This window comes from Amycolatopsis aidingensis, assembly GCF_018885265.1.
GTDB classification, from domain to species: domain Bacteria; phylum Actinomycetota; class Actinomycetes; order Mycobacteriales; family Pseudonocardiaceae; genus Amycolatopsis; species Amycolatopsis aidingensis.
Genome location: NZ_CP076538.1, coordinates 214,969 through 240,519 on the forward strand (window position 1 = coordinate 214,969; position 25,551 = coordinate 240,519).

General features: G+C 70.6%; 25 protein-coding genes and 1 pseudogene. 11 read left to right on the forward strand and 15 right to left on the reverse strand.

Annotated elements, in window-relative coordinates:
* Positions 1–2 precede the first annotated feature (2 nt).
* Both coaA and KOI47_RS01095 read right to left on the reverse strand, forming a co-directional pair.
* Entirely contained in the window at positions 3–935 is a 933-nt protein-coding gene (gene coaA / locus KOI47_RS01090; RefSeq protein ID WP_216212817.1) for a type I pantothenate kinase, read from the reverse strand.
* Between the two features lie 134 nt (positions 936–1,069).
* Positions 1,070–1,675, reverse strand: coding sequence for a macro domain-containing protein (locus KOI47_RS01095; protein WP_216212820.1), 606 nt, complete (start codon positions 1,673–1,675; stop codon positions 1,070–1,072).
* 107 nt (positions 1,676–1,782) lie between these two features.
* Here KOI47_RS01095 and pheA point away from each other — a divergent pair, with 107 nt between their 5' ends.
* Together pheA and KOI47_RS01105 are read left to right on the forward strand one after the other, a co-directional pair.
* Positions 1,783–2,688, forward strand: a complete 906-nt coding sequence (gene pheA / locus KOI47_RS01100; protein WP_216212823.1) for a prephenate dehydratase — start codon at positions 1,783–1,785, stop codon at positions 2,686–2,688.
* The gene (locus tag KOI47_RS01105; protein ID WP_216212826.1) at positions 2,685–3,308 is read left to right on the forward strand and encodes a histidine phosphatase family protein; all 624 of its coding nucleotides are present in this window, start codon (positions 2,685–2,687) and stop codon (positions 3,306–3,308) included. The genes pheA and KOI47_RS01105 overlap by 4 nt, the downstream gene beginning before the upstream one ends.
* Positions 3,309–3,326: 18 nt before the next feature.
* Here KOI47_RS01105 and tenA read toward each other — a convergent pair whose 3' ends face one another.
* Positions 3,327–4,013, reverse strand: a complete 687-nt coding sequence (tenA, locus tag KOI47_RS01110; protein ID WP_216212828.1) for a thiaminase II — start codon at positions 4,011–4,013, stop codon at positions 3,327–3,329.
* Between the two features lie 107 nt (positions 4,014–4,120).
* Between tenA and KOI47_RS01115 the strand changes: the two genes are divergently transcribed.
* Positions 4,121–4,774 carry a DUF4232 domain-containing protein gene (locus KOI47_RS01115; RefSeq protein ID WP_216212832.1) on the forward strand — a complete coding sequence of 218 codons (654 nt, stop codon included), beginning with the start codon at positions 4,121–4,123 and terminating at the stop codon, positions 4,772–4,774.
* A gap of 17 nt (positions 4,775–4,791) precedes the next feature.
* Here the strand turns inward: KOI47_RS01115 and KOI47_RS01120 are convergent, their stop codons facing one another.
* Positions 4,792–5,196: a hypothetical protein gene (locus KOI47_RS01120; protein ID WP_216212835.1), complete on the reverse strand. Its 405-nt coding sequence runs from the start codon at positions 5,194–5,196 to the stop codon at positions 4,792–4,794.
* 261 nt (positions 5,197–5,457) lie between these two features.
* Positions 5,458–6,702 (reverse strand): MFS transporter, encoded by a 1,245-nt coding sequence (locus KOI47_RS01125; protein WP_232376478.1) that lies wholly within the window; start codon positions 6,700–6,702, stop codon positions 5,458–5,460.
* A gap of 195 nt (positions 6,703–6,897) precedes the next feature.
* Here KOI47_RS01125 and KOI47_RS01130 point away from each other — a divergent pair, with 195 nt between their 5' ends.
* The gene (locus KOI47_RS01130; RefSeq protein ID WP_216212842.1) at positions 6,898–7,857 is read left to right on the forward strand and encodes a metallophosphoesterase; all 960 of its coding nucleotides are present in this window, start codon (positions 6,898–6,900) and stop codon (positions 7,855–7,857) included.
* Position 7,858: 1 nt separating this feature from the next.
* Here the strand turns inward: KOI47_RS01130 and KOI47_RS01135 are convergent, their stop codons facing one another.
* From KOI47_RS01135 to KOI47_RS01155, 5 genes are all read right to left on the reverse strand, one after another.
* Positions 7,859–9,190, reverse strand: coding sequence for a DUF2252 domain-containing protein (locus KOI47_RS01135; protein ID WP_216212846.1), 1,332 nt, complete (start codon positions 9,188–9,190; stop codon positions 7,859–7,861).
* Between the two features lie 40 nt (positions 9,191–9,230).
* Positions 9,231–9,419 (reverse strand): DUF397 domain-containing protein, encoded by a 189-nt coding sequence (locus tag KOI47_RS01140; RefSeq protein WP_216212850.1) that lies wholly within the window; start codon positions 9,417–9,419, stop codon positions 9,231–9,233.
* Positions 9,420–9,439: 20 nt separating this feature from the next.
* Positions 9,440–10,303, reverse strand: a complete 864-nt coding sequence (locus KOI47_RS01145) for a helix-turn-helix domain-containing protein (RefSeq protein WP_216212854.1) — start codon at positions 10,301–10,303, stop codon at positions 9,440–9,442.
* 68 nt (positions 10,304–10,371) lie between these two features.
* Positions 10,372–10,722 carry a metallopeptidase family protein gene (locus KOI47_RS01150; RefSeq protein ID WP_216212856.1) on the reverse strand — a complete coding sequence of 117 codons (351 nt, stop codon included), beginning with the start codon at positions 10,720–10,722 and terminating at the stop codon, positions 10,372–10,374.
* A gap of 3 nt (positions 10,723–10,725) precedes the next feature.
* Positions 10,726–11,706 (reverse strand): septum formation family protein, encoded by a 981-nt coding sequence (locus KOI47_RS01155; protein ID WP_216212858.1) that lies wholly within the window; start codon positions 11,704–11,706, stop codon positions 10,726–10,728.
* A 92-nt stretch (positions 11,707–11,798) separates the two neighbouring features.
* Between KOI47_RS01155 and KOI47_RS01160 the strand changes: the two genes are divergently transcribed.
* From KOI47_RS01160 to KOI47_RS01185, 6 genes are all read left to right on the forward strand, one after another.
* A complete protein-coding gene (locus KOI47_RS01160; RefSeq protein ID WP_216212860.1) occupies positions 11,799–12,386 on the forward strand; it encodes a hypothetical protein in 588 nt (195 codons plus the stop codon).
* Positions 12,387–13,553 carry a glutathionylspermidine synthase family protein gene (locus KOI47_RS01165; RefSeq protein WP_216212862.1) on the forward strand — a complete coding sequence of 389 codons (1,167 nt, stop codon included), beginning with the start codon at positions 12,387–12,389 and terminating at the stop codon, positions 13,551–13,553.
* An 80-nt stretch (positions 13,554–13,633) separates the two neighbouring features.
* Positions 13,634–14,083: a DUF350 domain-containing protein gene (locus KOI47_RS01170; protein WP_216212864.1), complete on the forward strand. Its 450-nt coding sequence runs from the start codon at positions 13,634–13,636 to the stop codon at positions 14,081–14,083.
* A 16-nt stretch (positions 14,084–14,099) separates the two neighbouring features.
* Entirely contained in the window at positions 14,100–15,020 is a 921-nt protein-coding gene (locus KOI47_RS01175; RefSeq protein WP_216212867.1) for a haloalkane dehalogenase, read from the forward strand.
* Positions 15,013–16,287: a serine--tRNA ligase gene (gene serS / locus KOI47_RS01180; RefSeq protein WP_216212870.1), complete on the forward strand. Its 1,275-nt coding sequence runs from the start codon at positions 15,013–15,015 to the stop codon at positions 16,285–16,287. Before KOI47_RS01175 ends, serS begins: the two co-directional genes overlap by 8 nt.
* Position 16,288: 1 nt before the next feature.
* Complete coding sequence (locus KOI47_RS01185) at positions 16,289–16,825, forward strand: DUF3558 family protein (RefSeq protein ID WP_216212871.1); 537 nt, start codon at positions 16,289–16,291, stop codon at positions 16,823–16,825.
* 11 nt (positions 16,826–16,836) lie between these two features.
* Here the strand turns inward: KOI47_RS01185 and lhgO are convergent, their stop codons facing one another.
* Positions 16,837–18,192, reverse strand: a complete 1,356-nt coding sequence (gene lhgO, locus KOI47_RS01190) for an L-2-hydroxyglutarate oxidase (protein ID WP_332461479.1) — start codon at positions 18,190–18,192, stop codon at positions 16,837–16,839.
* Positions 18,138–19,121: pseudogene (locus KOI47_RS01195) on the reverse strand (cytochrome P450); the annotation flags it as partial. The gene lhgO and the pseudogene KOI47_RS01195, both read right to left, overlap by 55 nt.
* A 75-nt stretch (positions 19,122–19,196) precedes the next feature.
* On the opposite strand from KOI47_RS01195, the gene KOI47_RS01200 reads away from it, so the two are divergent.
* On the forward strand, positions 19,197–19,781 hold the full coding sequence (locus KOI47_RS01200) for a TetR/AcrR family transcriptional regulator (RefSeq protein ID WP_216212882.1): 585 nt from the start codon (positions 19,197–19,199) through the stop codon (positions 19,779–19,781).
* Here the strand turns inward: KOI47_RS01200 and KOI47_RS01205 are convergent.
* The 3 genes from KOI47_RS01205 to KOI47_RS01215 all read right to left on the reverse strand — a co-directional run bounded on the left by KOI47_RS01205 (position 19,767) and on the right by KOI47_RS01215 (position 25,527).
* Positions 19,767–20,678, reverse strand: coding sequence for a MerR family transcriptional regulator (locus tag KOI47_RS01205; protein ID WP_216212885.1), 912 nt, complete (start codon positions 20,676–20,678; stop codon positions 19,767–19,769). The genes KOI47_RS01200 and KOI47_RS01205 overlap by 15 nt on opposite strands.
* Positions 20,679–20,819: 141 nt before the next feature.
* Positions 20,820–22,352: an MFS transporter gene (locus KOI47_RS01210; protein ID WP_232376479.1), complete on the reverse strand. Its 1,533-nt coding sequence runs from the start codon at positions 22,350–22,352 to the stop codon at positions 20,820–20,822.
* A 31-nt stretch (positions 22,353–22,383) separates the two neighbouring features.
* Positions 22,384–25,527, reverse strand: coding sequence for a BTAD domain-containing putative transcriptional regulator (locus KOI47_RS01215; protein WP_216212888.1), 3,144 nt, complete (start codon positions 25,525–25,527; stop codon positions 22,384–22,386).
* Positions 25,528–25,551: the final 24 nt, after the last annotated feature.

Here is a 25,551-nt window from a genome sequence, read left to right on the forward strand (position 1 = left end):
GTTCAGAGCTTGCGCAGGCGTACCCGGTTGATCGAGTGATCGGCGTCCTTGCGCAGCACGAGGGTGGCCCGTGGCCTGGTCGGGCGGATGTTCTCGATCAGGTTCGGCTCGTTGATGGTGCGCCACAGGTGGCGGGCCTCGTCCCTGGCCTCGTCGTCGGGCAGCCCGGCGAAGTGGTGGAAGTGCGAGGCCGGGTCGGCGAACGCGGTGTGCCGCAGCTTCAGGAACCGTTCGATGTACCAATGCTCGATATCGGCGGTGTGCGCGTCCACGTAGATCGAGAAGTCGAACAGGTCGGAGACGGTGAGCCGGGGGCCGGGCTGTAGCACGTTCAGCCCTTCCAGGATGAGGATGTCCGGCTGCCGGACGACCTGCTCGGCACCGGGCACGATGTCGTAGGCCAGGTGTGAGTACACCGGCGCGCTGACCTCCTCGGCGCCGGACTTCACGTCCGAGACGAACCGCAGCAGCGCCCTGCGGTCGTAGCTCTCCGGGAACCCCTTGCGGTGCATGATGCCGCGGCGGATCAGCTCGTCGCGGGGGAACAGGAACCCGTCCGTGGTGACCAGGTCCACCCGCGGGTGGTCGGGCCAGCGGGCGAGCAGGGTGCGCAGGATGCGGGCGGTGGTCGACTTGCCGACCGCCACGCTGCCCGCGATACCGATCACGAACGGCACCTTGGTGCCCTTGCAGTCCTCGCCGAGGAAGGTGGTGGTCGCCTCGTACAGCCGCTGCTTGGCCGCGACCTGCAGGTTGATCAGTCTGGACAGCGGCAGGTAGACCTCGGCCACCTCGGTCAGGTCGACCTGCTCGCCGAGGCCACGCAGCCGGAGCAGCTCCTCGGCGGTCAGCGGCAACGGGGTGGAGCTGCGCAGCTCTCGCCACTGATCGCGATGCAGCTCGACATAGGGGCTCAGCTCGCGGACCCGCGGCATATCGCACACTCCTTGCCCGTCGGTGGGCCGGCGCCGTACTACTGCTTAACGCAAGGTCAACGGTAGGGCTTACCGGCCCGCTGCGGGCTGTGACGTTCTACACGCCACCTGTATCGATACCGCCGGAGTGCGCCTCAGCGGGTGTGGAAGACCTCGTCCCAGGCGGCGCTGACCTGGCGCGCGCAGGTCTGCGGCGGGACCCCGCCCACGCCGGTACCCAGCCCGGGCATGGCTATGACGTCCACCGCGCGCCGCACGTCCAGCCCTTCCTCCAGGCGGCCGTCCCGCCAGACCTGGAACACGGCCCGCGCCGCGAGATAGGGGTGCACGGTGTCCCCCGGCAACTGCTCACCGGGTTCGCGCATGGTCGGTGCGCTGATCAACCAGGCGGGGGAGCGCATGCCGGTCGGCACCACCAGCGCCTCACCGATGGGCAGTTCGCCCCCGTGGTAGGCGAGCACCGCGCTGCGCACGTTCTGCTCCACATCGGGGAACGCCTGTGCGTATGCCGCGTCGATGCCCCCACGCATCCAGCCGTAGGAGTTCGCCGGGCTGACCACCGCATGCGCCGTGACGTCGAGAACGGAGCCGTGGTGCACCCGCACCCGGCCCTCCATGTTGTCGACCACCGCTCGCCATGCCTCGGCAAGCGCTTCATCGACGGCGCACAGCACCAGCTCCGGGGTACGTGGCGACACTCGTTCCTTCCGCGTGGTGTGCGTGCCCGATTCAGCCGTCACATCTACAGCATGGCAAAAAACGTCAACCCTCGTAACCGGCTTGCCTACCGGCTATGCGAGTGAAAGTCCGTGCTCCTCGCCACAGTCGCACCGGCTAGCCTGGCCGGGTGCCAGTGATTTCCTATTTCGGCCCGCAAGGGACGTTCACCGAGCAGGCCGCCCGCGGGCTCGTTCCGGACGGCGAGTTCCTGCCCGCCGAGACGATCTTCGCCGCGTTGCACGCGGTGCGCGACGGCCGTGCCGAGGCCGCCTGCGTGCCGGTGGAGAACTCGGTCGAGGGACCGGTGAACGCCACCCTGGACGGCCTCACCGAGGCCACGGCGCTGGTGGCGGTCGCCGAGACCATTCTGCCCGTCCAGTTCAGCGTGCTGGTCAGGCAGGACGCCACGGACATCCGGACCGTGGCCAGTCATCCACACGCACTGGCCCAGGTGCGTCAGTGGCTGGCCACCAACCTGCCCGAGGCCGAGCAGGTGCCCACCTCCTCCACCGCGGCCGCGGCCCAGGCCGTGCGGCGCGGCGAGTACGACGCGGCGGTGACCGCGTCGGTGGCCGCCCAGCACTATGAGCTGCGGGAGTTCGTCGGTGGGGTCGCCGATCTCGCCGATGCCAGCACCCGCTTCCTCCTGGTCCGGCGCCCTGGGTGGCTGCCGGAGCCGACCGGAGCGGACCGCACCTCGTTGATGGCCGTCACCGTGAACCGCACCGGCGCGCTGGCCGAACTGCTCACCGAGCTCTCCTTCCGGGGCATCAACCTGACCAGGCTGGACGCCCGCCCGGCGAAGACGCACATCGGGCAGTACCGGTTCTTCATCGACGTGGAGGGCCATATCGCCGAGCCGCGGATCGGGGACGCGGTGGCGGCGCTGCACCGCCGCTGCAGCATGCGTTTCCTCGGCTCGCATCCACGGGCCGACCATGCGCCCTCCGCCGGTGAACCGCCGGTGGGTAACGAGGACTTCGTCGCCGCGACGAACTGGCTGGAGTCCGTACGTCGTGGGGAGACCGTGTGAGGCTGTACCTGATCAGACATGCGCAGAGCACCGCGAACGTCGAGGGCAAACTGAACACCCTGCCGCCCGGCCCCGGGCTGACCGACCTCGGCCACGCGCAGGCCAAGGCGCTGGCCGAGCGGCTGAGCGGCGAGCCGATCGCGGCGGTGTACGCCTCGCTCGCCGTGCGGGCGCAGCAGACCGCGGCCCCGCTGGCCACCGCCCTCGACCTGGAGGTGCAGGTGATCGACGGGGTGCAGGAGGTGTACGTCGGCGAGCTGGAGGATCGCACCGACCGGGAGGCCGTCCGCACCTATCTGGACACGGTCGTCCCGTGGACCCGCGGCGAGCTGGGGATCGCCATGCCGGGCGGGGAGACCGGGCACCAGGTGCGGGATCGTTATCTTGGCGCCGTGGGCGAGCTGCGGGCCAAGCACGCGGACGAGGCCGACCTGGACGACACCGTGGTCGCGCTGGTCAGCCACGGCGGGGCGATCCGGCTCGGCGCCGAGTGGCTCGCCGAGAACGTGACCGCGGAGATCGCCGACCGGGACATGCTGCCGAACACCAGCGTGGTGGAGCTGGAGGCCCGGCCCGGCGGCGCGTGGCGTTGCCTGCGCTGGGCCGGCCTCGACCTGTGAACCCGCGCCCCTGGTGACTCAGCGCAGGCCCGCGGTCGGCCAGGACTCCTGCCGGTAGGCGCTGTCCCAGAACATCCACTCGTACTCGCTGGCCCTGGTGAACCGGTCCAGCATCCGCGCCCTGGTCGCCTCGTCCCCGGCAGCCGCGGCGCGGTCCACCGCCTCCTTGCAGCTTTCCACCGATCGGGCGAAGTCCTCGTCGGCATAAGTGTCGATCCAGGCCTGGTACGGGTTCTCCGGCCCGCTCCCGTCCTGCTGCCGCAGGATGCTGCTGCCCACGTGGTGATACACCCAGAAGCAGGGCAGCAGCGCCGCGATCAGCTCGGGATACCCGTCGGTCTGCGCGGTGGCCAGCAGATAGGAGGTGTAGGCCAGGCAGGTCGGCGAGGTCTCGATGGCGTCCAGCTCCGCCTGGCCGAGGCCGAACCGCTGGAAGTACTCCTCGTGCAGCTGCCGCTCCACGACCACCGCCTCCCTGGCCGCCCCGGCGAAGAACGGCAGGTCGGCCGGGTCGGGGGTGCGGGCCGCGGCGACCGCCAGCGCGCGCCCGAAGCCGACCAGGTAGCGGGCGTCCTGGGCCAGGTAGAACTGGAACCGCTCGGCAGGCAGCGAGCCGTTCGCCAGTTCCTCGTTGAACGGGTGCGCCAGCGATGCCTGTTGTATTTTCACCGTGTGCTGCCACGCCCGGTCACAAAATCCCGTCATCGCTCCCGTCCTCGGTCGGGTGTGCTCGCGCCCGCGACGGTACCGGCGCAACCGACCGTGTGGTGTGCACGTCCTCTGGGTAGTCACCCAGCACAGGGAGGCGAATGATGACGCGAGGAACGCGAAGTTATCTGGGGCTGGCCGCAGCGGGCACGCTGCTGGTCGCCGCCCTCACCGGTTGCGGTGAGGGGACGCAGGACGGGGCCGCCGCGCAGTCGCCGACCGGCGACGAGACAACCACCACGACGGCCCCACCGGCCACCACCTCATCCAGTCCGAAGGAAACGGGCGGGACAAGCGAGCCCGCCAAGAACGCAGATCCGAAGCTCTGCCGGTCGAACGAACTGAAGTTGTCGATCGGCAAGGGCGAGGGCGCCGCCGGGACGGTCTACCGGCCGGTGCAGTTCACCAATACGAGTGACCGAACGTGCGTGTTGCACGGGTTCCCTGGGATTTCCTATGTCGCGGGAGACGACGGCCACCAGGTCGGGCCGGCCGCCTACCGGGACGGGGAGAAAGGCGCCCCGGTGAACCTGGCCCCCGGGGAGATCGCCCATGCCCCGGTGGGTTTCGTGCAGGTGCGCAACTACGCGCCGGAGGACTGCAAGCCGGTCCAGGTGCGCGGCCTGCGGGTGTACCCGCCGCAGGAGACCGAGTCGATGTTCATCGAGTACGAGGGCACCGGCTGCTCCAGTGACAAGATCCCGGGCCACCAGCTGGTGGTGCGCACGATCCAGCCCGGTCCCGGCGGTCGTGGCTAGGTACGGCCGACCAGCCCCTACACCGTGTTGCATACGGCCCTGGCCTGGGCCAGGTGCCACCGGCCAGCGGGATCAGCGAGATGCAGGCTGACCACCATCCGGCTGACCCCGTCGATGTGCTCGGCCAGGTCGGCGTAGTCCGGGTTGAGCTCGCTCGCGGCCCGGGACAGTTCCCGGGCCGCGAGCACCCGGCGCAACACCGCGGGTGGAAGGCCGCGGCCCGCGGCTTTCTCCGGCAGCTCGCCTGCCCGCCAGAGCGCGGCGCAGGCGGCGCGGGCGTCGTCAGCGGGGCCGCCGGGGGAGCCTGAGGCCGCCCAGAGCATGCCGATCACCCCGCTGCCGATCACGAATCCGGTGACCGCGGCGAGCACCAGCCTGCCGCGACCGGGTGGGAGCGGGTCCGCCTCGGCTGAGTCACGCATCCGGCCCTCCCCGTATCGAGGTAATGCGCCATTCCAACATCACCGGAAGCGGTGAGGCGGGATCGTGATGAAACTGCGAGCTGGCAGCGGAAGGGCTCAGTGCTTATTCCTAAACTCGCGGCACGGTCAGCTCGGCCGCGCTCGGACTTCTGCACGATCGTCACCGTCGCAGATGATGCGCCCGGCCTCGCCGACCGTGGGCTATGCCGCGCGAGTTCTACCACTCGCCTCGCGCAACAAGGTCCAGCTCACGCACGGCTCTCAGTCGGACACCGGGGCTGCCCGTGGGTCCAGCTCGTCCACGGCGCCGCGGTAGCGGCGCAGCAGCAGGATCGCGGCCCCGCCGGTGCCGAGCAGCAGCGCCCCGGACACCGCGAAGGTCGCGCTCGGCCTGCCGAGGAGCTCGGTGAGTACCCCGCCCGCGAGGGCGCCGACCGGGATCGCGCCCCACACCAGGGTGCGCCACACGCCGAGCACCCTGCCGAGCAGTTCAGCCGGAACCAGCCCGTGCCGGACGGTCGCCAGCACCACGTTCACCGCGACCACCGCGGCCGCGAACAGGCCGAACAGCGCCGAGGAGAGGATCGCGCTGCCGCTGAGGCCCATGGCGAGGAAGGCCGCACCGCACAGCAGGATCCCCGCGGCCAGCACGGCCCGCCTGCCTGCCACCCGGACCAGGCGGGGCGCGACCGCGGCGCCGGCGAGCCCGCCGATACCGCCTGCGAAGGCGAACACGCCGAAGGCGGCCGGGCTGAGTCCCAGCTCGACCACGGCGTAGAGCACGAGCTGGGCCTGGGCGAGCTCGCTGACCAGGCTGACCGCGGCGGCGATCAGAACCAGCCGCAGCACCAGCGCGTTGCGGCGCACCCAGCGCAGGCCCTGGGCCAGCTCGGTGCGCAGGGCGGTGCGTGGCCGCTCGGCTTCCTGCTGCGGGCGGTAGCTGCCCGCCATGCCGAGCAGCAGCGCGGCCGCGATGGCGAAGCCTGCCGAGTTCAGCAGGAACGGGAACGCGTGGAACACCGCGAAGGTCAGGCTGCCGACCGGCCCGCCGAGGAAGGTCTGCCCGACGATCTCGGCGGCCTGCATCTTGCTGTTGGCGCCCTCCAGGCGCTCCCGTTGCACCACGGCGGGGATCAGCACGTTGGCGGCGCTGTCGGCCAGCGTCTCCGCCGTCCCGAGTAGCAGCGCGGCCAGGTAGATCAGCCAGATCGAGATCGAGTCGGTGGCCACCAGCACGGCGACCACGCCGACCACCACGGCGCGGGCGGTGTTCGCCACGATCATCGCGGTACGCCGGTCGATCCGGTCCAGGATCGCCCCGGCCACCAGCGCGAACAGCAGCCAGGGCACGAACTGGGTCGCGGAGAGGCCCGCGATCAGCACCGGGTCCTTGGTGACCTGCACGGCCAGCAGGGGGAAGGCGACCTTGCCGATCCCGTCCCCGAGGTTGGACACCGTGCTGGAGGACAGCAGCCAGTTCAGCCGATGATCCGTTCGCCCCGTCACCGCTCCGCCATTTTGACCATCACGCACCCCCAAACAGACACCTTTCGTGACTGCCCCCTTGCTGAAAGTCATACTACCGGACCGACCTGTCTCGGTTGGTGAGTTTCGAGTTACCGAACGTCGAGCAGGTCGAGTTGTGATCGTTTCCCGGCCGGGGCAGGCTTGATGATCTCATTCCGGAACGGGGAGGCCGATATGCGGCGATCGAAGGCGGGGGCGCTGCTGGTGCTCGTGCTGTCCGCGCTGGGGCTACTGGTCGTCCCGGCCGCGGCGACCACCGGATGCGATGCGGAAGGTGACGCGGGGAACGGGCGGTTCACGATCGTGGTGCTGCCGGACACCCAGATGGCGACGGAGAGCTGGCCGGAGCTGTTCCGCGCGCAGACCGAGTGGATCGCGGCCAATGCCGAGTCGCGCGACATCCGGTACGTGATCCACGAGGGCGATATCGTGGAACGCCCGCACCAGCCGTGGCAGTGGGACCGGGCAAGGTCCGCACTATCCACACTGGACGGTAAGGTGCCGTACATCCTCGCGGTCGGCAATCACGACATGGACGCGCATGGCACCGGAAACCCGCAGTGGGAGCGGGAGACCGAGCAGTTCAACAATGCCTTCCCCCGGTCGAGGTTCGCCTCCGGTCCCTCTTTCGGCGGCACCTTTCCCACCCAGCTCAATGACAGCAGCTACCATCTGTTCTCCGCGGGCGGGGTGGACTGGCTCGTGCTGTCGCTGAAGTACATCCCGACCGAGTCCGAAACGGACTGGGCGAACCGGGTCATCGCCGACCATCCGGACCGGAAGGTGCTGCTAGTAACGCATGCCTATTCGGACGGTGCGCGCAAGGACCGGACCGGCCAGCGGCTGTGGGATGCCATGGTGCGCAGGCATCCGAACATGCTGTTCGTGTTCTCCGGGCACTATGTGAACGCGGGCCGGATCGTCGAGCCAGGGGACGCGGGTAACCTGGTCTACCAGCTACAGGCCGACTACCAGAGCTACACCGACGCCGAGCGCAACGGTTACCTGCGGATCCTGGAGTTCGACACGGCCGCGGGCCGGGTGGACGTGCGCACCTACTCCCCGCATGCGAACGCCCACCTCACCGACCCGCAGAACCAGTTCACCCTGACCGGCGTGAACTTCGCGGGCTGAGCTAGATCCCGGCGATCTCGCCGTTGCGGAAGGCGTCCACGAACAGGCGGTGGTCGTCCCTGGTGCGCTCGGCGTAGCGCATGCCGAACTCGGTCAGCGCCTGGATGAACTCCTCCTCGCGGTCGCCGATCACCGCCACGATCGCGTCCTCCACCTGGAAGTCCACCAGCGTCTGCTCGGAGTCCTCGTCCGCGACGCAGTGCACCTTCGCGGTGGCCTGGCCGAGATACTCCAGCACCGGCGCCATTTCCGCGGGTTCGGTGAGGTCGGACCAGTCCAGATCGTTCACGTAGGGGGAGAGTTCGGAGACCACGAACCCGACGCCGTTCATCTCGGTGTGCCCGAGCCAGGGGTCGGCATGGGCCTGCAGGGCGCGCTGGGACACGGCGGTGCGGTGCCCCTCGTGCTTGAAGTAGTCCTGCACCCGCTCGTCCCGCACGATCCGGCTGGGGGCAGGGACGTTGCCCTGCTTCATGGACAGCACGACGTCGTTCTCCAGCGCCTGGGTGCGGCCCTCGACCAGCACGTTGTACGCGGGCAGCCCGGCCGAGCCGATCCCGAAGCCCGAGCGGCCCACGATGTCCTTGACCTCGTAAGTGATGCTGTTGAACCGTTTCCCGCGCGGGATGGTGTCCAGATAGGACTCGAAGGCGGTGCGTGCCCGGTCGTACTCCTCCTCACCGAGCCTGCGCACCCCTGCGCCGGAGCGGAACACCCGCTCGTAGTTCTCCACCGTGGTGAGGTTGCCGAGCAGGTCGATCCGGGTGTTCATCCTGGCGGCCTGCAACACCTCGTGCACCAGCCCGTCGGTGCTCTCCAGCTGTAGCTTGAACGCCTGGTCGCCGGTGTGCTCGGCGAACTGCCGCACCTGGCGCAGGTAGCTGCGCAGGTAGGTGCCGATCAGCGAGGCGATATCGGCGTCCGAGATCGCCTTGCTCCATGCCAGCAATGCCACGCTGGCGACCAGCCGCTTGAGGTCCCAGGTGAAGCTGCCGAGATACGCCTCGTCGAAGTCGTTGACGTCGAACACCAGCGCGCCCGCGGAGTCCATGTAGGTGCCGAAGTTCTCCGCGTGCAGGTCACCCTGGATCCACACCCGCCCGGTGCGCTCGTCCGCCCACGGGTCGTCCTCGGCGGCCATGTCGTTGTAGAACAGACAGGCCGACCCGCGGTAGAAGGCGAACGGGTCGGCGGCCATCTTGCGGAACTTCCTGCGGAAGGCGGCCGGGTTCGCGGCCATCATCTCCTCGAAGGCGTCCACCAGGACCCCGACGATCTCTGCCCTGCGCTGCTCGTCGCCCCGTTCCCGGATGCGCTCCACCACGTCTGTCATCGCCCCTGACCCTGCCACGTCCGGGGGCCGGTGCGCAGCGTCAGCGCAACACGATCAGGAAACGTGTCCAGGCATTCCGGGTGAACGCCAGCGGCGGCCCGGCGGGGTCCTTGGAGTCCCGCACCCCCACGACCGGACCGGCGGTGGCCACCTCGACGCAGTTCGACTCCTCGCCTGCGCCGTCGCTGTAGCTGCTCCTGCGCCATCCGGCGAACACTGGCTCGGCCATGCCCGGGCTCCTCGGGGTCGCTACTCCAGGTCCTCGGCCAGCCGCCGCAGGAACTCGGCGGTCGCGGACTCGTCGAGCGCCATGGCCCACAGCTGGTCGAACCTCAGTTTAGCCCGGTTGACCTCCTGCTCCTTCTCCGTGTCGGTGCCGCCGAAGGCGTGCTCGACGTACAGGGTGTCCGGCAGCAGCTGTTCCGGGAAGGTGAGGATGATGAACCCGCCCGCCATGGAGGGGTGCACCCCGCGGTCGTTGGGCAGTACCCGCAGGGTGACCGTGGGCAGTTCGGCCAGTACGGCCAGATGGGCCAGCTGGCCGTACATCACCTCGAGGCCGCCGACCCGGCAGCGCAGGGCGGCCTCGTGCACCACTACCCGCAGGGTGAGCGGGCGGGTGGGGTGCCGCAGCCGTTCCTGGCGGATCATCCGGACCCGGACGTAGTTCTCGATCCGCTCCGGCTTCTCCTCACCCTGGCCGAGGAACAGGGCGCGGGCGTACTCCTCCGACTGCAGGAGCCCGGGAACGAGGTGGGTCTCGAAGCTACGGGCGGACTCGGCGTCGCTTTCCAGGCCGAGGTAGCCCCTGCCGTGGATGCCGTAGGAGTTCCACCAGGCCTTGCGCTGGGAGAGCCGGCACAGGTCCAGGATCTCCTCGTACCGGTCGGACTCGTGGTAGACGTCCAGCATGCTCTTCGCGACGTGGATGTTCAGCCCCTGCTGACCGTTCTCCAGTCTGCTCAGTGAGGGGACGGTGTACTCGATCTTCGAGGCGGCCTGCTCCATGGTGAGCCCGGCCCGCTCGCGCAGCCTGCGCATGATCCGGCCCAGCCTGCGCCGGATGATCGCCGGACCGTATTCCGGCTCGCCCTCGAGGTGCTCTCCGCCCATCCGTTACCTCCCGCGCACGTTCCTGCACGCAGTGTCCAGGAGGGAGGTGACATCCGTAATTACACGGCTCAGCCCCAGCCGAGCTCGTGCAGCCGGGCGTCGTCGATGCCGAAGTGATGGGCGATCTCGTGCACCACGGTGATCACGACCTCGGAGACCACGTCCTCCTCGGTCTCGCAGATGGCCAGGATCGGCCGCCGGTAGATGAAGATCTGGTCGGGCAGCACCCCGCCGTAGTCGGACATCCGCTCGGTGAGCGCGATCCCGTGGTAGAGGCCGAGGATGTCCGGCTCCTGCTCGTTGCGCTCCTCGACCAGCACCACCACGTTGTCCATGGCCTCGGCGAACTCGGCGGGTACCCGGTCCAGCGCGTCGGCGACCAGTTCCTCGAAGCGCTGCAGGGTCATCTCCACCGGCATCGGCTACCCGCCCGTTTCCGCGCCGGCCGGCGCCGAGGACTCGGCCGGCGCGGTGGACTGGGCGGCGGACTTCTCGGCGGGGTTGATGCTGCCGCGTACCGGAGCCAGCCCGCTACCGTCCTCGAGGGTCGCGCCGACCTTGCAGTTCACCTTGGTCGAACCCGCGTCCCAGCTCTCCTGCTCGCGCAGGTCCCAGCCGAGCAGCAGGCCCTGCTCGTCCAGGTTCGCCCCGCCGGAGTACTCCTCGAGTGCCTTGTTGCACTCCAGGTCCAGCCAGGCCTTCTGGTCCTCCTGGGCGGGGTAGCCCTCGGTGAACTCGTCCGTCAGGTCGAGCACCGCGACGATCTCGTAGGAGTGCGGACGGGCACAGTCCACCGGGTCGCCCACGGTCTTCCCGTTCAGCCCGAGGCAGGTACCCACCGGCCACACGTTGGACTGGTCCTGCTCGACCGCGGGCCCGGTCAGCGGTTGCAGCGAGCCGCCTGGGCCCGCCCACTGCAACCCGCAGCGCAGCTCGCGGGCACCATCGGCCCACTGCTGCTCGGGCGGGCGCAGCACCCCCAGGGTCAGCTTCCCGTACGGGTCGAGTGGCTTGTTCAGGTACGTCTGCGCACTCTCGCCGCAGCGCTCCTGCGCGATCTGCCGCCACAGCTGCAGGTCGGGGGAGGGCGCCCCGGGCGGGTACTGGTCGGAGATGTCCACCACACCGATGACCTCGAACAGGTGGGGCTGCTCACAGGGCACCTTGTGCGCGTCCGAGGCGTCCGGCTGGGTCCAGTTCAGGCAGCTTCCCGGCGGGGAGTGGAAGGCCGCCTCCTTGGCGGCCAGCCGGGCGGCCACCTCGGCGTCCACCGAGCTCATTCCCCAGGAGAACGCCCAGCTCAGCGAGAGTGCACCGATCGCGCCGATGGCCGCGCCGACCATCAGCAGCTGGGTGCGCAGGGTCCGTCCGGAGCGACGGAACCGCTCGGGCTCCTTGGGCATCAATTCCATAATGCCTGCGCCGTGCTCCGCTGGCTCTCCCACGGTGTGGATAGCCTAGGCGGCAGCGGTGCCCACCGGTTACGGAGTGCTCGATGACGGAAGACAACACGCCCGAGGAGGAGCCACGCCCGCGTGGCTCCATGCGTCACCAGGACGCGGAGAACACCACCCCCCGGGAACCCTCGCTTGCCGAGCAGCGTGCCCGGCGTAAGGCGTTGCTGGAGGAGAAGGAACGGGAGGCAGCCGAGCAGCAGGCTGCCGAGCAGGCCGAGCGTAAGGCCGAGACCCGGCGCAAGGTGCTGATCGGCAGCGGGGTGACGGTGGGCCTGGTCGGGCTGATCGCCACCTACTACGCCGTCGCGCAGACCAGGGAGGTCACCGCGGTCTGCACCGACGCGGACGGCACCGTGGTGGACGACCGTTACTGCGACGACGACTACGCCGCCAACCACGGCGGCTACCACAGCGGTGGCTTCATCTTCATCCCCGGCGGGATCGGTGGCGGCCAGTACCGGTACAACTACGGCGGTACCGGGCGGGTCGGCCAGCAGGTCTCCGGCGGCAGCTTCCAGAAGCCGTCGAACGCCAGCATCAACACCAAGTCCGGCAAGACCGTGCAGCGCGGTGGCTTCGGCATCAGTGGCAAGACCGGCGGGTTCGGCAAGAGCGGGGGCTCGTAGGTGCACCGGGAGACCCGGCCGCCACGGCCGGACTGGAAACGGATCACCGAGGAACAGGGGCTGGTGTTCGGCCTGCCCGCAAGGGACGGCGCAGGCAAGTCGCGGCCGTACTGGGACGAGTCGGTGCACTACGTGCTGGAGATGGACGAGGTGCTGTCCGTCGAGGCCGATGTCGAGCTGCTGCACTCGATGTGCCTGGAAGCGGTGGACAACATCGTGCTCACCGAGCGTTACCGCGACTTCGGTATCCCGGAGTGGCTGTGGCCGTACATCGCGGAGTCCTGGAAGCGCCGCGACCCGCATGTCTACGGCCGGTTCGACCTGCGCTACGACGGCAAGAGCCCGGCCAAGCTGCTGGAGTACAACGCCGACACCCCCACCTCCCTGCTGGAGGCCTCGGTGGTGCAGTGGCACTGGAAGACCGACGCCTACCCCGATGACGACCAGTGGAACTCCATCCACGAGCGGCTGGTCGAGCGATGGGCCGAGATCGGCGGGCTGCTGCCCTCGAACGAGCTGCATTTCACCTGGTCCACCGCCGACCCCACCGGGGAGGACCACGTCACCACCGCCTACCTGCAGGAGACCGCGGCCGAGGCCGGGCTGGACACCGTGGGGCTGGCGATCGAGGAGATCGGCTGGGACCCGCTGCTGAAGCGGTTCGTCGACCTCGAGGAGGCGCCGATCAACACGGTGGTGAAGCTGTACCCCTGGGAGTGGGTGGTGGACGAGGAGTTCGGCCGCTACGCCGCCGAGTCGCTGCCGCGCACGCTCTGGATCGAGCCGCTGTGGAAGATGCTGCTTTCCAACAAGGCGATCCTGGCGATCCTCTGGGAGAACTACCCCGGCCACCCGAACCTGCTGCCCGCCTTCCTCGACGACCCCGGGCTGCTCACCGAGTACGTGCGCAAGCCCAAGCTCGGCAGGGAGGGCTCCAACGTGCAGATCGTGGCCACCGGGTACGAGACCCAGACCGGCGGGGTCTACGGCGAGGAGGGCTTCGTCTACCAGGCATTCGACCCGCTGCCCGAGTTCGACGGCTACCGGCCCGCGCTGGGCGCGTGGATCGTCGGGGACAACGCGGCCGGCCTCGGCCTGCGGGAGACGGCGGGGCTGGTGACCGACGACGGGGCCGCGTTCGTCCCGCACCGCATCCCCGAGTCGTGAGCCGTTCGGGTGAGGCGGCAGAATTCGGGCGCGACTCCATCGACCGGACCAGAAATGACCACGACACCGGGGAGTGACCCGTGACGCATATCGCCCTCGCCGAGACCTTCGGCTCCGACCTCGCCAGGGGGATCGGGGCCATCCTGCTGTACGCCGTCGTCGGGCTGCTGCTGATGCTCGTCGGCTTCTACGCCATCGACCTCACCACCCCCGGCAAGCTCTCCGAGCTGGTGCGCAGGGGACTGCCGAACGCGGTGATCGTCACCGCCTCCGGGATGCTGTCCATGGCGTTCATCATCGTGGTGGCGATTTTCACCTCCTCCAGCGACCTCACCGAGGGCCTGATCACCTCGCTGGTGTTCGGCCTGGTCGGGATCGTCGGGCAGGTACTCGCGGTGCGGGTGCTGGAGTGGGCGACCAGGATCGACGTCCGCTCCACCATCGAGAGCGAGACCTACGCCCCGGCCAGCTTCGTGGTCGCCGCGGCGCACCTCGCGCTCGGCCTCGTGGTAGCGGTCGCGGTGAGCTGACTATTAGCGTGAAGCCGTGCGCCTACTGAGGACGCCGGACGACCGGTTCACCGACCTGCCCGATTTCGACCACGAGCCACACTACGTGGACATCCCCGACCCCGACGGTGGCCTGCTCCGCATCGCCTACGTCGAGGCAGGCCCCGCGGACGGCCAACCCGTCCTGCTGCTGCACGGGGAGCCCACGTGGTCGTTCCTGTACCGCAAGATGCTGCCGGTGCTGGCCGACGCGGGGTTGCGGGCGATCGCCCCGGACCTGGTCGGCTTCGGCCGCTCCGACAAACCGGCGGAGATGGTCGACCACACCTACGCCAAGCATGTCGAATGGATGCGCGCGCTCGCCTTCGACGCGCTCGACCTGCGGGACGTCGTGCTGTTCGGGCAGGACTGGGGCGGCCTGATCGGGCTGCGGCTGGTCGCCGAGCACCCGGACCGCTTCGCCGGGGTGGTCGCCTCGAACACCGGCCTGCCCACCGGGGACGAGGGCATGCCGAAGGCGTGGTGGGCCTTCCGCGAGATGGTGGAGAACGCGCAGGTCTTCGACATCGGCAGGCTCGTGCAGGCCGGCAGCCAGAGCACGCTGAGCGAGGAGGTCCAGGCCGCCTACGACGCCCCGTTCCCGAACGAGATGTACAAGGCGGCCCCGCGGGCCATGCCGAGTATCGTGCCCACCCAGCCGGACGATCCGGCCACCGAGGCCAACCGGGCGGCCTGGACCAAGTTGTCCACACTGGACATCCCGTTCCTGTGCGCCTTCGGCGACAGCGACCCGATCACCGGCGGGATGGCGGAGCGCCTGCGCACCGCCGTGCCAGGGGCTTCCGGGCGCAACCACCCGACCATCCAGGACGCGGGCCACTTCATCCAGGAGGACGCTGGCGAGCACCTGGCGCGGGTGGTCGCGGAGTTCACGACTACCCTCTCCAGGCGTGATTGACCCCAGGACGCTGCGCGAAGACCCCGATGCCGTGCGCGCCTCGCAGCGCGCGCGTGGCGAGGACGAGGGTGTGGTGGACAAGCTGCTGACCCTCGACTCCCGGCGCAGGTCCGCGATCGCCTCCGCCGACAACCTGCGTGCCGAGCAGAAGCAGCTGGGTAAGCAGATCGGCAAGGCGCAGGGGGAGGAGCGGGATGCCCTGCTGGCCAAGGGCAAGGAGCTGGCTGCGCAGGTCAAGGCCGCCGAGGCCGAGCAGGGGCAGGCCGAGGCCGAGTTCGACGAGCTGCACCGGCTGTTGCCCAACCTGGTGCACCCCGCGGCCCCGGCGGGTGGCGAGGACGACTACACCGTGCTCAAGCACGTCGGCACCCCGGCCGAGTTCACCTTCACCCCCCGGGACCACCTCGAACTGGGCGAGGGCATCGGCGCGCTGGACATGGAGCGCGGCGCGAAGGTCTCCGGGGCGCGCTTCTACTTTCTCACCGGTGTCGGTGCCCAGCTCCAGCTCGCGCTGCTGAACCTGGCCGCCGCGCAGGCCGCGGAGTACGGCTTCACCCTGATGATCACACCGGTGCTGGTGCGGCCGGAGATCATGTCCGGCACCGGCTTCCTCGGTGCGCACGACTCCGAGGTCTACCGGCTGCGGGACGACGACCTGTACCTGGTCGGCACCTCGGAGGTCTCGCTGGCCGGCTACCACGCCGAGGAGATCCTGGACCTTTCCGCGGGGCCGCTGCGGTACGCGGGCTGGTCCTCCTGCTTCCGCCGGGAGGCAGGCTCGTACGGCAAGGACACCAGGGGCATCATCCGGGTGCACCAGTTCGACAAGGTCGAGATGTTCAGCTACTGCCGCCCCGAGGAGGCCGAGGCCGAGCACGAGCGGCTGCTCGGCTGGGAGGAGCAGATGCTGGGCAAGATCGAGGTGCCGTACCGGGTGATCGACACCGCGGCTGGTGACCTGGGTACCTCGGCGGCCCGCAAGTACGACTGCGAGGCGTGGATCCCCACCCAGCAGGCCTACCGGGAACTCACCTCGACCTCGAACTGCACCACCTTCCAGGCCCGCAGGCTGGGCATCCGGTACCGGGACGAGAACGGCAGGCCGCAGGCGGCGGCCACGCTGAACGGCACCCTGGCCACCACGCGCTGGATCGTGGCCATCCTGGAGAACCACCAGCAGGAGGACGGCTCGGTCCGGGTGCCCGAGGCGCTGCGCCCCTTCCTCGGCGGCCGTGAGCTGCTCGCCCCGGTGGGAAACGGTTCCTGAGATGCGGAACGGGGGGATCTGCGGCGCGTTGCTGGCGGCGGCCGCGCTGCTCACCTCCTGTGCCGGCACGGTCACCGGCACCGCCCAGCCGGTGCCGGTGACCGAGGCACCGGGCAGCACCCAGCCGCAGGGGCCCGATCCCTGCGCCCTGCTGACCCCCGCGGACGCGAACAAGCTCGGCCTCGCCCCGGAACCGGAGTTCACCGAGGGCAACAAGGACCAGCTGGTGCCGCCATTCTGTCAGTGGAAGCCCGCCGACCCGGACGCCGCCTTCGACCCGCTCGGCGTCGGCCTCAGCGAGGACCTTGCGATCGAGGAGTACTTCGCCAGCAAGGCGCCTGCGGAGGTGCTGGAGTTCGGCGGGCTGCGGTGGGGTCGCTACGAGAGCACCTTCGGCCCGAGCATCTGCAACCTGGCGGTCAAGCTGGACGACTTCGCCTTCGTGGTGATCACCGGCGGCAACTCCGGCACCCCGGAGCAGGCCTGCGAACTGCCCAAGGCCGCCGCCCCCCTGGTCGCCTCCCGCCTCCCCCGCTAGCCGGAAGGCGTTCACACCTGGTCGGCCACGTGGCGGGCGATCTCCAATGCGCTGGTCGCCGCCGGTGAGGGCGCGTTCAGCACGTGGACCTGGTTCGGCGCGGTCTCGATCAGGAAGTCGTCCACCAGCGAGCCGTCCGGCAGCAGCGCCTGCGCCCGCACCCCGGAGCCGTGCCGCACGATGTCCTCTGGACGCACCGCGGGCACCAGGCGGGCCAGGCTGGCCGCGAACCGCCGTTTCGAGAACGAGCGGCGCACCTCGTCCAGCCCGGTCGGGAACGCGTACCTCCGCGCCAGCTTCCACGCACCGGGGAAGCCCGCGACCTCGGCGAGGTCCCTCGCGGAGACGTCGGCCCAGCGGTAGCCCTCCCGGCGCAGCGCGAGTACGGCGTTCGGGCCCGCGTGCACGCTGCCGTCCAGCATCCGGGTCAGGTGCACCCCGAGGAAGGGCAGGGAAGGGTCGGGCACCGGGTAGATCAGCCCGCGCACCAGGTGCCTGCGCTCCGGGCGCAGCTCGTAGTACTCGCCGCGGAAGGGCACGATCCTCGCCCGCGGGGTGAGCCCGGCCAGCCGCGCCACCCGGTCGGACTGCAGGCCCGCGCAGTTGACCAGCGCGTCCGCGCGCAGCACCTCGTGGCCGGTGGCGATCTCGACCCCACCGGTGGAGCCGGGCCGGATGCCCAGCGCGGGCGTGCCCGGCCGCAGGTCGGCGCCTGCCTTTTCGAGCAGCCGGACGAGTGCCGCGCAGACCCCGGGAAAGTCGATGATCCCGGTGGACTCCACCCGCAGCGCGCCGACGCAGGCCACCTCGGGCTCGTACTCTTGCGCCTCGGCGGCGGTGATGGTCTTCGCCGGAACCCCGTTGGCCTCGGCCCGCTCGGCGAGCACCCGCAACGCGGGCAGCTCGGCGGCCGAGGTGGCCACCACCAGCTTCCCGCAGACCTCGACCGGCACCCCGTGCGCGCGGGCGAACTCGACGATCGAGGCGTTGCCAGCCACCGACATCCTGGCCTTGAACGAGCCCGGCTTGTAGTACAGACCGGCGTGCACGACGTTGGAGTTGTGCCCGGTCTGGTGGGCGGCCCAGTGGTTCTCCTTCTCCAGCACGGTGACCCGCAAGCCACGGCCGGTCAGCTCGTGGGCCACGGCCAGCCCGATGATCCCGCCACCGATGACGACGACTCGACGCACGGCTGGCAGCGTAGCGCTCACCAGGTCACTGGCAGCTCGGCCGGCCCTCCGGTCAGCGTTCCCGTACGCCAGCGGATGTCCCCAGGCTCCACGGCCAGGCGCAACCCCGGGAACCGCGCGGAGAGCTGGGCGAACACCGCCTGCAACTCGATCCGGGCCAGCGGCGCGCCGATGCAGTAGCGGGCGCCGTGCCCGAAGGTCAGATGCGCCGTGGACTGGCGGGTGAGGTCCGCCCGTTCCGGCTCGGGGAAGAATTCAGGGTCGTGGTTGGCGGCATCGGTGTCCAGCAACACCAGGTCCCCCGCCCGGACGGTGACCCCGTCGATTTCCAGGTCGGTGCGGGCGTACCGGGGGATCCCGCCGCCGGGCCTTGCCGGTGCCCGCAGGATCTCCTCCACCGCGCTCGGGACGAGTTCCGGCCGCTCGACGAGGGCCTGCCACTGCTCGCGGTTGGTCAGCAACAGCAGCGTGCCGAGGCCGATCTGCGTCACCGTGGTCTCGTGGCCCGCGAACAGCAGCGCCATGGACAGCATGGCCGCCTCCTCGTCGGTCACCCCGTCCTCGGCGCACAGCCGGGAGATCACGTCGTCGGCCGGATCCCGCCGCTTGGCCGCGACCAGCCTCCTGCCGTAGCCGAGCAGCTCGGCCAGGCCCTGCTCGGAACGAGCCCGATCGCGCGTGTCGCCCGCGGCCTCGGTCCAGGCGCGGAACGACTCCCGGTCGGCGTAGGGCACGCCGAGTAACTCGCAGATCACCAGGATGGGCAGCGGCAGGGCCACCGCGGCGTGCAGGTCGGCCGCCGTCCCCCGGGCGGCAAGGTCGTCCAGCAGCCGGGTGGTCAGCGCCTCGACCCTGGGGCGCAGGGCGTGCATGTGCTTGGCGGTGAAGTGCGGTTGCAGTAGCGCACGCATCCGGGCGTGGTCGGCCTGCTCGGTGTCGAAGTCCCCCATCGGGCCACCGAACAGGGCGGACTCGCCGGTGCGGGCCGCCGCGTCCGGGTTCGGGTGGGAGCGGCCGAGCCGTTGGTCGTTCAGCAGACGTCGTACCTGTGCGTGGCCGGTGACCTGCCACGCCTCGTCGCCGGTCGCGGTGTGGATCCGGTCCATATGTTTCACCTTACTTGTATAAGTTCGATTAAATAAACCTACTTGTATAATCCGGCTTAGACAAGTGGAGGTGCGATGACGGCGACCCGGCGCATGCCGCGCGCGCAACGGCGGGCGCAGATTCTGGACGCGGCCACCCGCGCGTTCGCGCGCACCGGGTTCGCGGCCACCGGCCTGGACGCGGTGGCCGCCGAGGCCGGAGTGACGCACGTGATCCTGTACCGCCACTTCGCCTCGAAGGGCGAGCTGTACCGGGCCGTGCTGGACCGGGCTTGCCAGCGGCTCGAGGAGTCGGTCGGCAGCGACGACTTCGACGAGACCAGCATCCCCACGTTGCTGCGGGCGGCCGCCGAGGACCCCGACGGTTTCCGGTTGCTGTTCCGGCATGCGGTGCGCGAGCCGGAGTTCCGCGACGTGATCGACACGTTCCGCACGGCGGCCATCGAGATCACCGATCGCCAGCTCGCCGAGGCCATTCCGGCGGGACCCTGGCGGGACTGGGCGGCACGGCTGGTGCCGACGGTCGCGCTCGAAGCCGTGCTCGCCTGGCTGGACGCCGGCCAGCCGGACCCCGGCCTGGCCGCCCAGCGGGTCGAGCAGGCCGTGCACGGCGTGCTCGACGCCGTTCGCCCCCAGGCCCGTGTTTCAGGTAGCGGGTGAGTCCTGGGCGGATAGCTCTTCGGCCAGTTCCATACAGCGCAGGCGGGCCGGGGAGAAGTCGTAGGGCATCTTGCCGATGGCCTCAAACGCGCTCATGGAGTCAGCCTCCCGCCTGCCGGAGCTGAGGTCGGCCGCGTCCTCGCCGTCATCGGCGGTAGCAGAGTGCAAAGTGTCCCAGGCTTCGAAGAGAGCATCGTCGTCCTTACCCAGACCGGACTCCTCGATGACGGCCTGCAGGGCGCTTTCGAAGGCGTGCCGCTCGGCGGCCACTCGAGCCACCCGTGGATCATCGACGGCGACGCTGTCATCGAGTGCCTCCTCGGCGCCATCGATGCGGTCGGAATCCGCCCGCAGAGCGGGATGCGTGGCCAGGACGAGGAAGCGGGTGGCCTGGACGGCCGCGCCGAGCGGGCCGAGGATCCGCTCAGTGACCAGCAGACTGTCCAAGTCCGCCTGACGCAGGGAGACTTCGGGCAGCCTTTTGAGGCGTTCGGTGACGAAGTCGGAGAGCAGGCCCATCCGGCTGCCTTCGGTGCGCATCCGCTGCACGGCGGTCCGTTGCCGCCGCAGTTCCGCCTCCTGCTCGGCGAGGGTTTCCGCCAACCGCTCCAGGATGCCCGCGATACCGTCCCCGCTGTCCGCACCGGCGGAAGCCATGCCGGTGGTAAAGGCGTCCCGGATGTCGTCCAGGGCGATCCCTGCGTTGGCCAGCTTGCGAATCCACAGCAGGCGGATCATGTCCTCATAGCCGTAGCGGCGGCGGTCATCACCGCCCCGCTCAGGCTCGGGGAGCAGGCCGATCTCGTGGTAGTGGCGAATCGCCCGTGGCGTGGTGCCGGCGAAGGCCGCCGCGTCACCGATCTTGACCTGGCGGGGCGGCATGAAGGACGAATGCATGAGCAGGGACCTTTCCGCGAGGGATCGGGAGGTAAGTCCACTGGACCACATACCGCTACGGAAGGTGCAACCCTGCACACACCGCCCCGCGCCAATGCCGGGAAATGTGCCTGCATCAGCCCTCGCCTGCAACAACACGGACTAGCCAGGAACCCGTTCCGCGGCGTTGGTGCGGACCTCGCGCAGCAGTACCGCGGCCAGCACGGCGGCCACGCCGGTGATCAGCGCCCCGATCAGCGCCGTCACCCGCAGGCCCTGCACGAAGGCATGGTGCGCGGCATCCAGCAGGGCGTCCCCGGTTCCCGCGGGCAGCCTGGCGGCCACCGCCGTGGCCGCGCCGAGGGTGTCGCCCGCGGTCGCCACCGTCTGATCGGGCAGGCCGGGCGGTGCCGTCCCGGCGAGCGTGGACCGGTAGACCGCCACCCCGATGCTGCCCAGCACCGCCATGCCGAGGGCGCCGCCGAACTCGTTACCGGTCTCGGAAAGCGCCGAGGCGGCACCAGCGCGCTGCGCGGGAGCGCTGCTCACCACCAGGTCGTTGGCCAGGGCGGCGACCACGCCGATTCCGCAGGTGAGCACCACCGCCCCCAGGATGATCGTGGCCAGCCCGCCCGCCGCGGTCACGGTGGTGAGCAGCAGGAACCCAGCGGAGCCGACCGCGAGGCCACCCGCGACGACGAAGCCGGGGCGGATCCACCGGGCCAGAGCCGCCGCGACCGCGGTGCCGGCCAGCATCCCAGCCAGCGCGGGCAGCGACCACATGGCGGCGGTGAACGGGCGCATACCGTACACCAGCTGTAGGTACTGCGCGGAGAACAGGCTGAACCCCATCGTGCAGAACAGGCTGAGCACGTTCGCCGCGAGGGACATACTGAACGCCCTGCGCGCGAACAACGCCAGGTCGACCATGGGGTCCGGGCGCCGCTGCCTGCGCACGAACACCACGCCGAGCGCCAGCCCCGCGGCGATGGCCAGCACCGGCCGCCAGCCTGCGCCGTGCTCGGCGAGCTGCTTCACCCCGTAGATCACCGGCAGCACGGCCGCCAGCGACAGCAGCGCGCTGAGCAGGTCGAACCGGCCCGGCTCCGGGTCGGCGAACTCTGGCAGCAGCTTCGGCCCGAGCACCAGCAGCAACATCATGGCGGGCACGTTGATCAGGAACACCGAGCCCCACCAGAAGTGCTCCAGCAGCAGGCCGCCCAGCACCGGCCCGAGCATCGCGCCGCCCGCGAAGCCCGCCGTCCACACCGAGATGGCGAGGGTGCGCTGCCGCTGGTCGTGGAACATGTTCCGGATCAGCGAGAGGGTGGAGGGCGCCAGGGTGGCGCCGCCGATACCGAGCAGGACGCGGGCCAGGATGAGCAGCTCGGCACTGTCGGCGTAGGCCGCGAGGATCGAGGCCGCGCCGAAGCCGGCCGCGCCGATCAGCAGCAGCCTGCGCCTGCCGATCCGGTCGCCGAGGACGCCCATGGTGACCAGCAGCCCGGCCAGCAGGAAGCCGTAGCTGTCCATGATCCACAGCAGCTGCGCGCCGGTCGGCTCGAGGTCGGCGCTGAGGAACGGCAGCGCGAGGAACAGCGCCGAAAGGTCCATGGAGACGAGCAGGCAGGGCAGGACGAGCACGGCGAGGCCGATCCACTCACGTGCCGTCGCCCGGGAAGCGATGTGATTCACGCCCGGCAGCGTGGGTGCGGGCACGCACCGCTCACGCACCGCGCGCTGACGGCTCAGCCTCCAGCGTGGTGATCGCCTCGTCCCTGCTCAGCGCCGTTCCCTCGGCATAGGCCGCGGCATAGCCCGGCTCGCCGAGCGCGGCCAGTGCACCGGCCGCGACCCTGGCCACGTCGGCGTCCCCCGCCCGCTCGCAGCCGCGTAGCGAGGTGGCCAGGCCCAGCAGTGTCGCGGCCCGGTGCGGGTTTCCTTCCCGCAGCGCCACCGCCGCCAGGCCCTCCGCCGCGTCGGCGAGGCCGGCGACGTTCTCCAGCATGCGCGCGGTGTCCAGGGCCTGCCGGTGCCACTGCCGCGCCCGGTCCGGCTCGCCCCTCGCCTCGGCGATCCAGCCGAGGGTCTGCAGGGTCTGCGTCCGGATCTCGTCCGGCGTGAACCAACCGGAGGGACATTCGGCCAGGGCGGCCTCGGCGAGCTCCTGCGCGCGGGCGAGCTCGCCCTGCTGCCGGTGCAGGTCGGCGAGCCCGCGGTAGGCGCTGGCGGTCGTCTCCCTGGTCCCGCTGCGCCGCGCCAGCTCGGCGGCGCGCTCGAAGTCCGCGCGTGCCCCGGCCGGATCGGCGCCGAGCAGTCGCAGGTCGGCGCGGGCACACAGGGACTCGGCGGTGTCCTCGGTGGCGCCGAGCAACTCGGTCAGCTCGATGCTCTCGTCCAGCAGTGCCGCCGCCAGGGACAGATCTCCGCGGCTGCCGACGATCGTGCCCAGCGAGGCCAGCGCCATGGCCAGCCCCCAGCGGTCTCCCGCCGAACGGAACCCGGCGGCCGCGGACTCCAGATCGCGTTCGGCGCGGTCGGGGTGCCCCCGGTACAGCTCGGTCAGGCCCCAGCCCAGCTCGCTCAGCGCCTGCGACCAGGTATCCGGCGCCAGCTCGCGTTGCCGGTTCATCAGCCGGGTGATGGCCTCGTCATCGCCCTTCGGCACCCCGTAGGCCGTGCCCCAGAGCAGCAGCAGGAAGGGCTGTCGCGGCGGCAGCGGCAGCTCCAGCAGGATGTCCAGCACGACCGCCAGCTCGGCCTGGTACTCCCCGGGCCGGGTGCGGGCCGCCGCCGCGGTGGACACGCAGACCACGTACTCCTCCGCCAGCCCGTCCGGCGGGTGCTGGTCCAGTCTGCCGAGCAGATCCGCGGCCAGCGCCGCGCCCTCGCTCTTCAGCCCGCGCATCCACCAGTATGGGGTGAGCGCGGCCAGCATCCGTAGCGCGACGACCGGCTCGGTCTCGATGGCGCGGCGCAGGGCGGCGTTCAGGTTGTCGTGTTCCTCGGACAGCAGCCGCAGCCAGTCGAGCTGCTCGGGACCACGCAACCGGTGCTCGGCGGCGGTGGCCAGCTCGTGGAAGTGGTCCCGGTGGGCGACCAGCAGGCTTTCCCGCTCCCCGGACTGCTCCAGCTGCTCAGCGCCGAAGGCACGGACCGTCTCCAGCATCCGGTACCGGCCGTCACCACCCAGCTCGACCAGGGACTTCTCGGTGAGCGCCGAGAGCAGGTCCAGGATCTCCCTGCCGGGGGACCTGCACACCCTGCGGATCGAATCCGGCGTGGCGCCGCCGGAGAACACCGTGAACCTGCGGGCCAGGGCACGCTCGGCCTCGTCCAGCGAATCCCAGCTCCAGGCCACCACCGCGCGCAGCGTGCGATGCCGGTGCTCGGCGGTGCGGTTCCCCTTGGACAGCAGCTGGAACCGGTCATCGAGGCGGGCGGCGATCTCGGTCAGCGGCAGCGAGCGCACCCTGGCCGCTGCCAGCTCGATGGCCAGCGGCAGGCCGTCCAGTGCCTCGCAGATGTGTAGCACCGAGGCCAGGTTCCGTTCGTCCACGCCGAACCCGGGGGCCACCGCGGCGGCCCGCTCGGTGAACAGCCGCACGGCGGGGTAGGCCAGTGCCTCGACCGGGGTGCTGCCTGCCGGTGGCCGGGCCAGGGTCGGCACCGGGCACAGGGTCTCGCCGGGGATGTCCAGGGGTTCCCTGCTGGTGGCCAGGATCCGCAGCGACCCGCAGGCGCGGAGCAGCCGCTGGGCCAGCCCGGCCGCAGCGTCCACAAGGTGCTCGCAGTTGTCAAGGATCAGCAGCAGCGGGCGTTCGCGGAGCGCGGCGACCAGCCGATCCACCGGCGCCAGCGGTTCCGGTACGTGCCGCAGCCCGGTTTCGCGCAGGCCGAACGCGGCCAGCACGGCCTGCGGCAGGTCGCCGCTCTCGGCGAGCGGGGCCAGTTCCGCCAGCACCGCCTCGCCGGGCAGCTGGCGGGCCGTCTCGATCGCCAGCCTGGTCTTCCCTGCTCCACCGGGGCCGGTCAGGGTGACCAGCCGGTGCTCCCGCAGCAGTGCGCCGACCCTGGCCAGCTCGTCCTGCCTGCCGACGAAACTGGTCAGCTGGCCGGGCAGGCTCGCCTGCGGTGCGGCCGGGGGTGGTTCCGCGCGTAGCACGGCGAGGTGTGCGGCGGCCAGCTCGGCGGAGGGGTCGATACCCAGCTGCTCGGCGAGGGCGTGCCGGGCGGCCTCGAACTCGGCCAGCGCGTCGGCCTGCCTGCCCTCGGCATGCAGGGCGCGCATCAGCTGGGCGCGTAGCCGCTCGCGCAGCGGGTGACTGCCGATCAGGCCGCGCAGCTCGGGGATGAGGGAGCGGTGCTCGCCGAGGGCGAGTTCGGCCTCGATCCGGTCCTCGGTCGCGGCCAGCCGGAGTTCGTCCAGATGCCTGGCGGCGGCGTGCTGTTCGGGCAGGTCGGCCAGCGGGGTGCCCCGCCACAATCCGAGCGCCTCGCGCAGCGAGCGGGCCGCGGTGCCGGGGTCACCCGCCGCAAGCGCTTCCCTGCCCGCGGCCGCCAGCCGCTCGAACCGGTGGGTGTCCACGTCCTCGGGGTCGATCGCGAGCCGGTAGCCGGCCGGGTGGTGCTCCACCAGCTCCGTGCCAAGGGCCTGGCGCAGCCGGGACACCTGGGACTGCAGGGCGTTGCCTGCGCCGCTGGGCGGCCGGGCTCCCCACAACCCGTCGATGAGCCGCTCGGTGCCGACGATCCGGCCGGGTTCGAGCAGCAGGAGGGTGAGCAGCGTGCGCACCCTGGGCCCGCCGACGGACACCGGGCTGCCGTCGGCACGGTGCACCTCGAGTGGCCCGAGGATGTCGAAGCGCATGCCTCCATCATTCCGGTTGCCGTA

What these genes read in the sequence shown, in the direction of transcription:
- KOI47_RS01160 (WP_216212860.1), top strand. Translation starts at nt 11,799, where the DNA reads ATGACGGAAGACAACACGCCCGAGGAGGAGCCACGCCCGCGTGGCTCC.
- coaA (WP_216212817.1), bottom strand. Translation starts at nt 935, where the DNA reads ATGCCGCGGGTCCGCGAGCTGAGCCCCTATGTCGAGCTGCATCGCGAT.
- KOI47_RS01115 (WP_216212832.1), top strand. Translation starts at nt 4,121, where the DNA reads ATGACGCGAGGAACGCGAAGTTATCTGGGGCTGGCCGCAGCGGGCACG.
- KOI47_RS01145 (WP_216212854.1), bottom strand. Translation starts at nt 10,303, where the DNA reads ATGGGCGGAGAGCACCTCGAGGGCGAGCCGGAATACGGTCCGGCGATC.
- KOI47_RS01155 (WP_216212858.1), bottom strand. Translation starts at nt 11,706, where the DNA reads ATGCCCAAGGAGCCCGAGCGGTTCCGTCGCTCCGGACGGACCCTGCGC.
- KOI47_RS01150 (WP_216212856.1), bottom strand. Translation starts at nt 10,722, where the DNA reads ATGCCGGTGGAGATGACCCTGCAGCGCTTCGAGGAACTGGTCGCCGAC.
- KOI47_RS01200 (WP_216212882.1), top strand. Translation starts at nt 19,197, where the DNA reads ATGACGGCGACCCGGCGCATGCCGCGCGCGCAACGGCGGGCGCAGATT.
- KOI47_RS01120 (WP_216212835.1), bottom strand. Translation starts at nt 5,196, where the DNA reads ATGCGTGACTCAGCCGAGGCGGACCCGCTCCCACCCGGTCGCGGCAGG.
- tenA (WP_216212828.1), bottom strand. Translation starts at nt 4,013, where the DNA reads ATGACGGGATTTTGTGACCGGGCGTGGCAGCACACGGTGAAAATACAA.
- KOI47_RS01205 (WP_216212885.1), bottom strand. Translation starts at nt 20,678, where the DNA reads ATGCATTCGTCCTTCATGCCGCCCCGCCAGGTCAAGATCGGTGACGCG.
- KOI47_RS01135 (WP_216212846.1), bottom strand. Translation starts at nt 9,190, where the DNA reads ATGACAGACGTGGTGGAGCGCATCCGGGAACGGGGCGACGAGCAGCGC.
- KOI47_RS01140 (WP_216212850.1), bottom strand. Translation starts at nt 9,419, where the DNA reads ATGGCCGAGCCAGTGTTCGCCGGATGGCGCAGGAGCAGCTACAGCGAC.
- KOI47_RS01215 (WP_216212888.1), bottom strand. Translation starts at nt 25,527, where the DNA reads ATGCGCTTCGACATCCTCGGGCCACTCGAGGTGCACCGTGCCGACGGC.
- KOI47_RS01185 (WP_216212871.1), top strand. Translation starts at nt 16,289, where the DNA reads ATGCGGAACGGGGGGATCTGCGGCGCGTTGCTGGCGGCGGCCGCGCTG.
- KOI47_RS01130 (WP_216212842.1), top strand. Translation starts at nt 6,898, where the DNA reads ATGCGGCGATCGAAGGCGGGGGCGCTGCTGGTGCTCGTGCTGTCCGCG.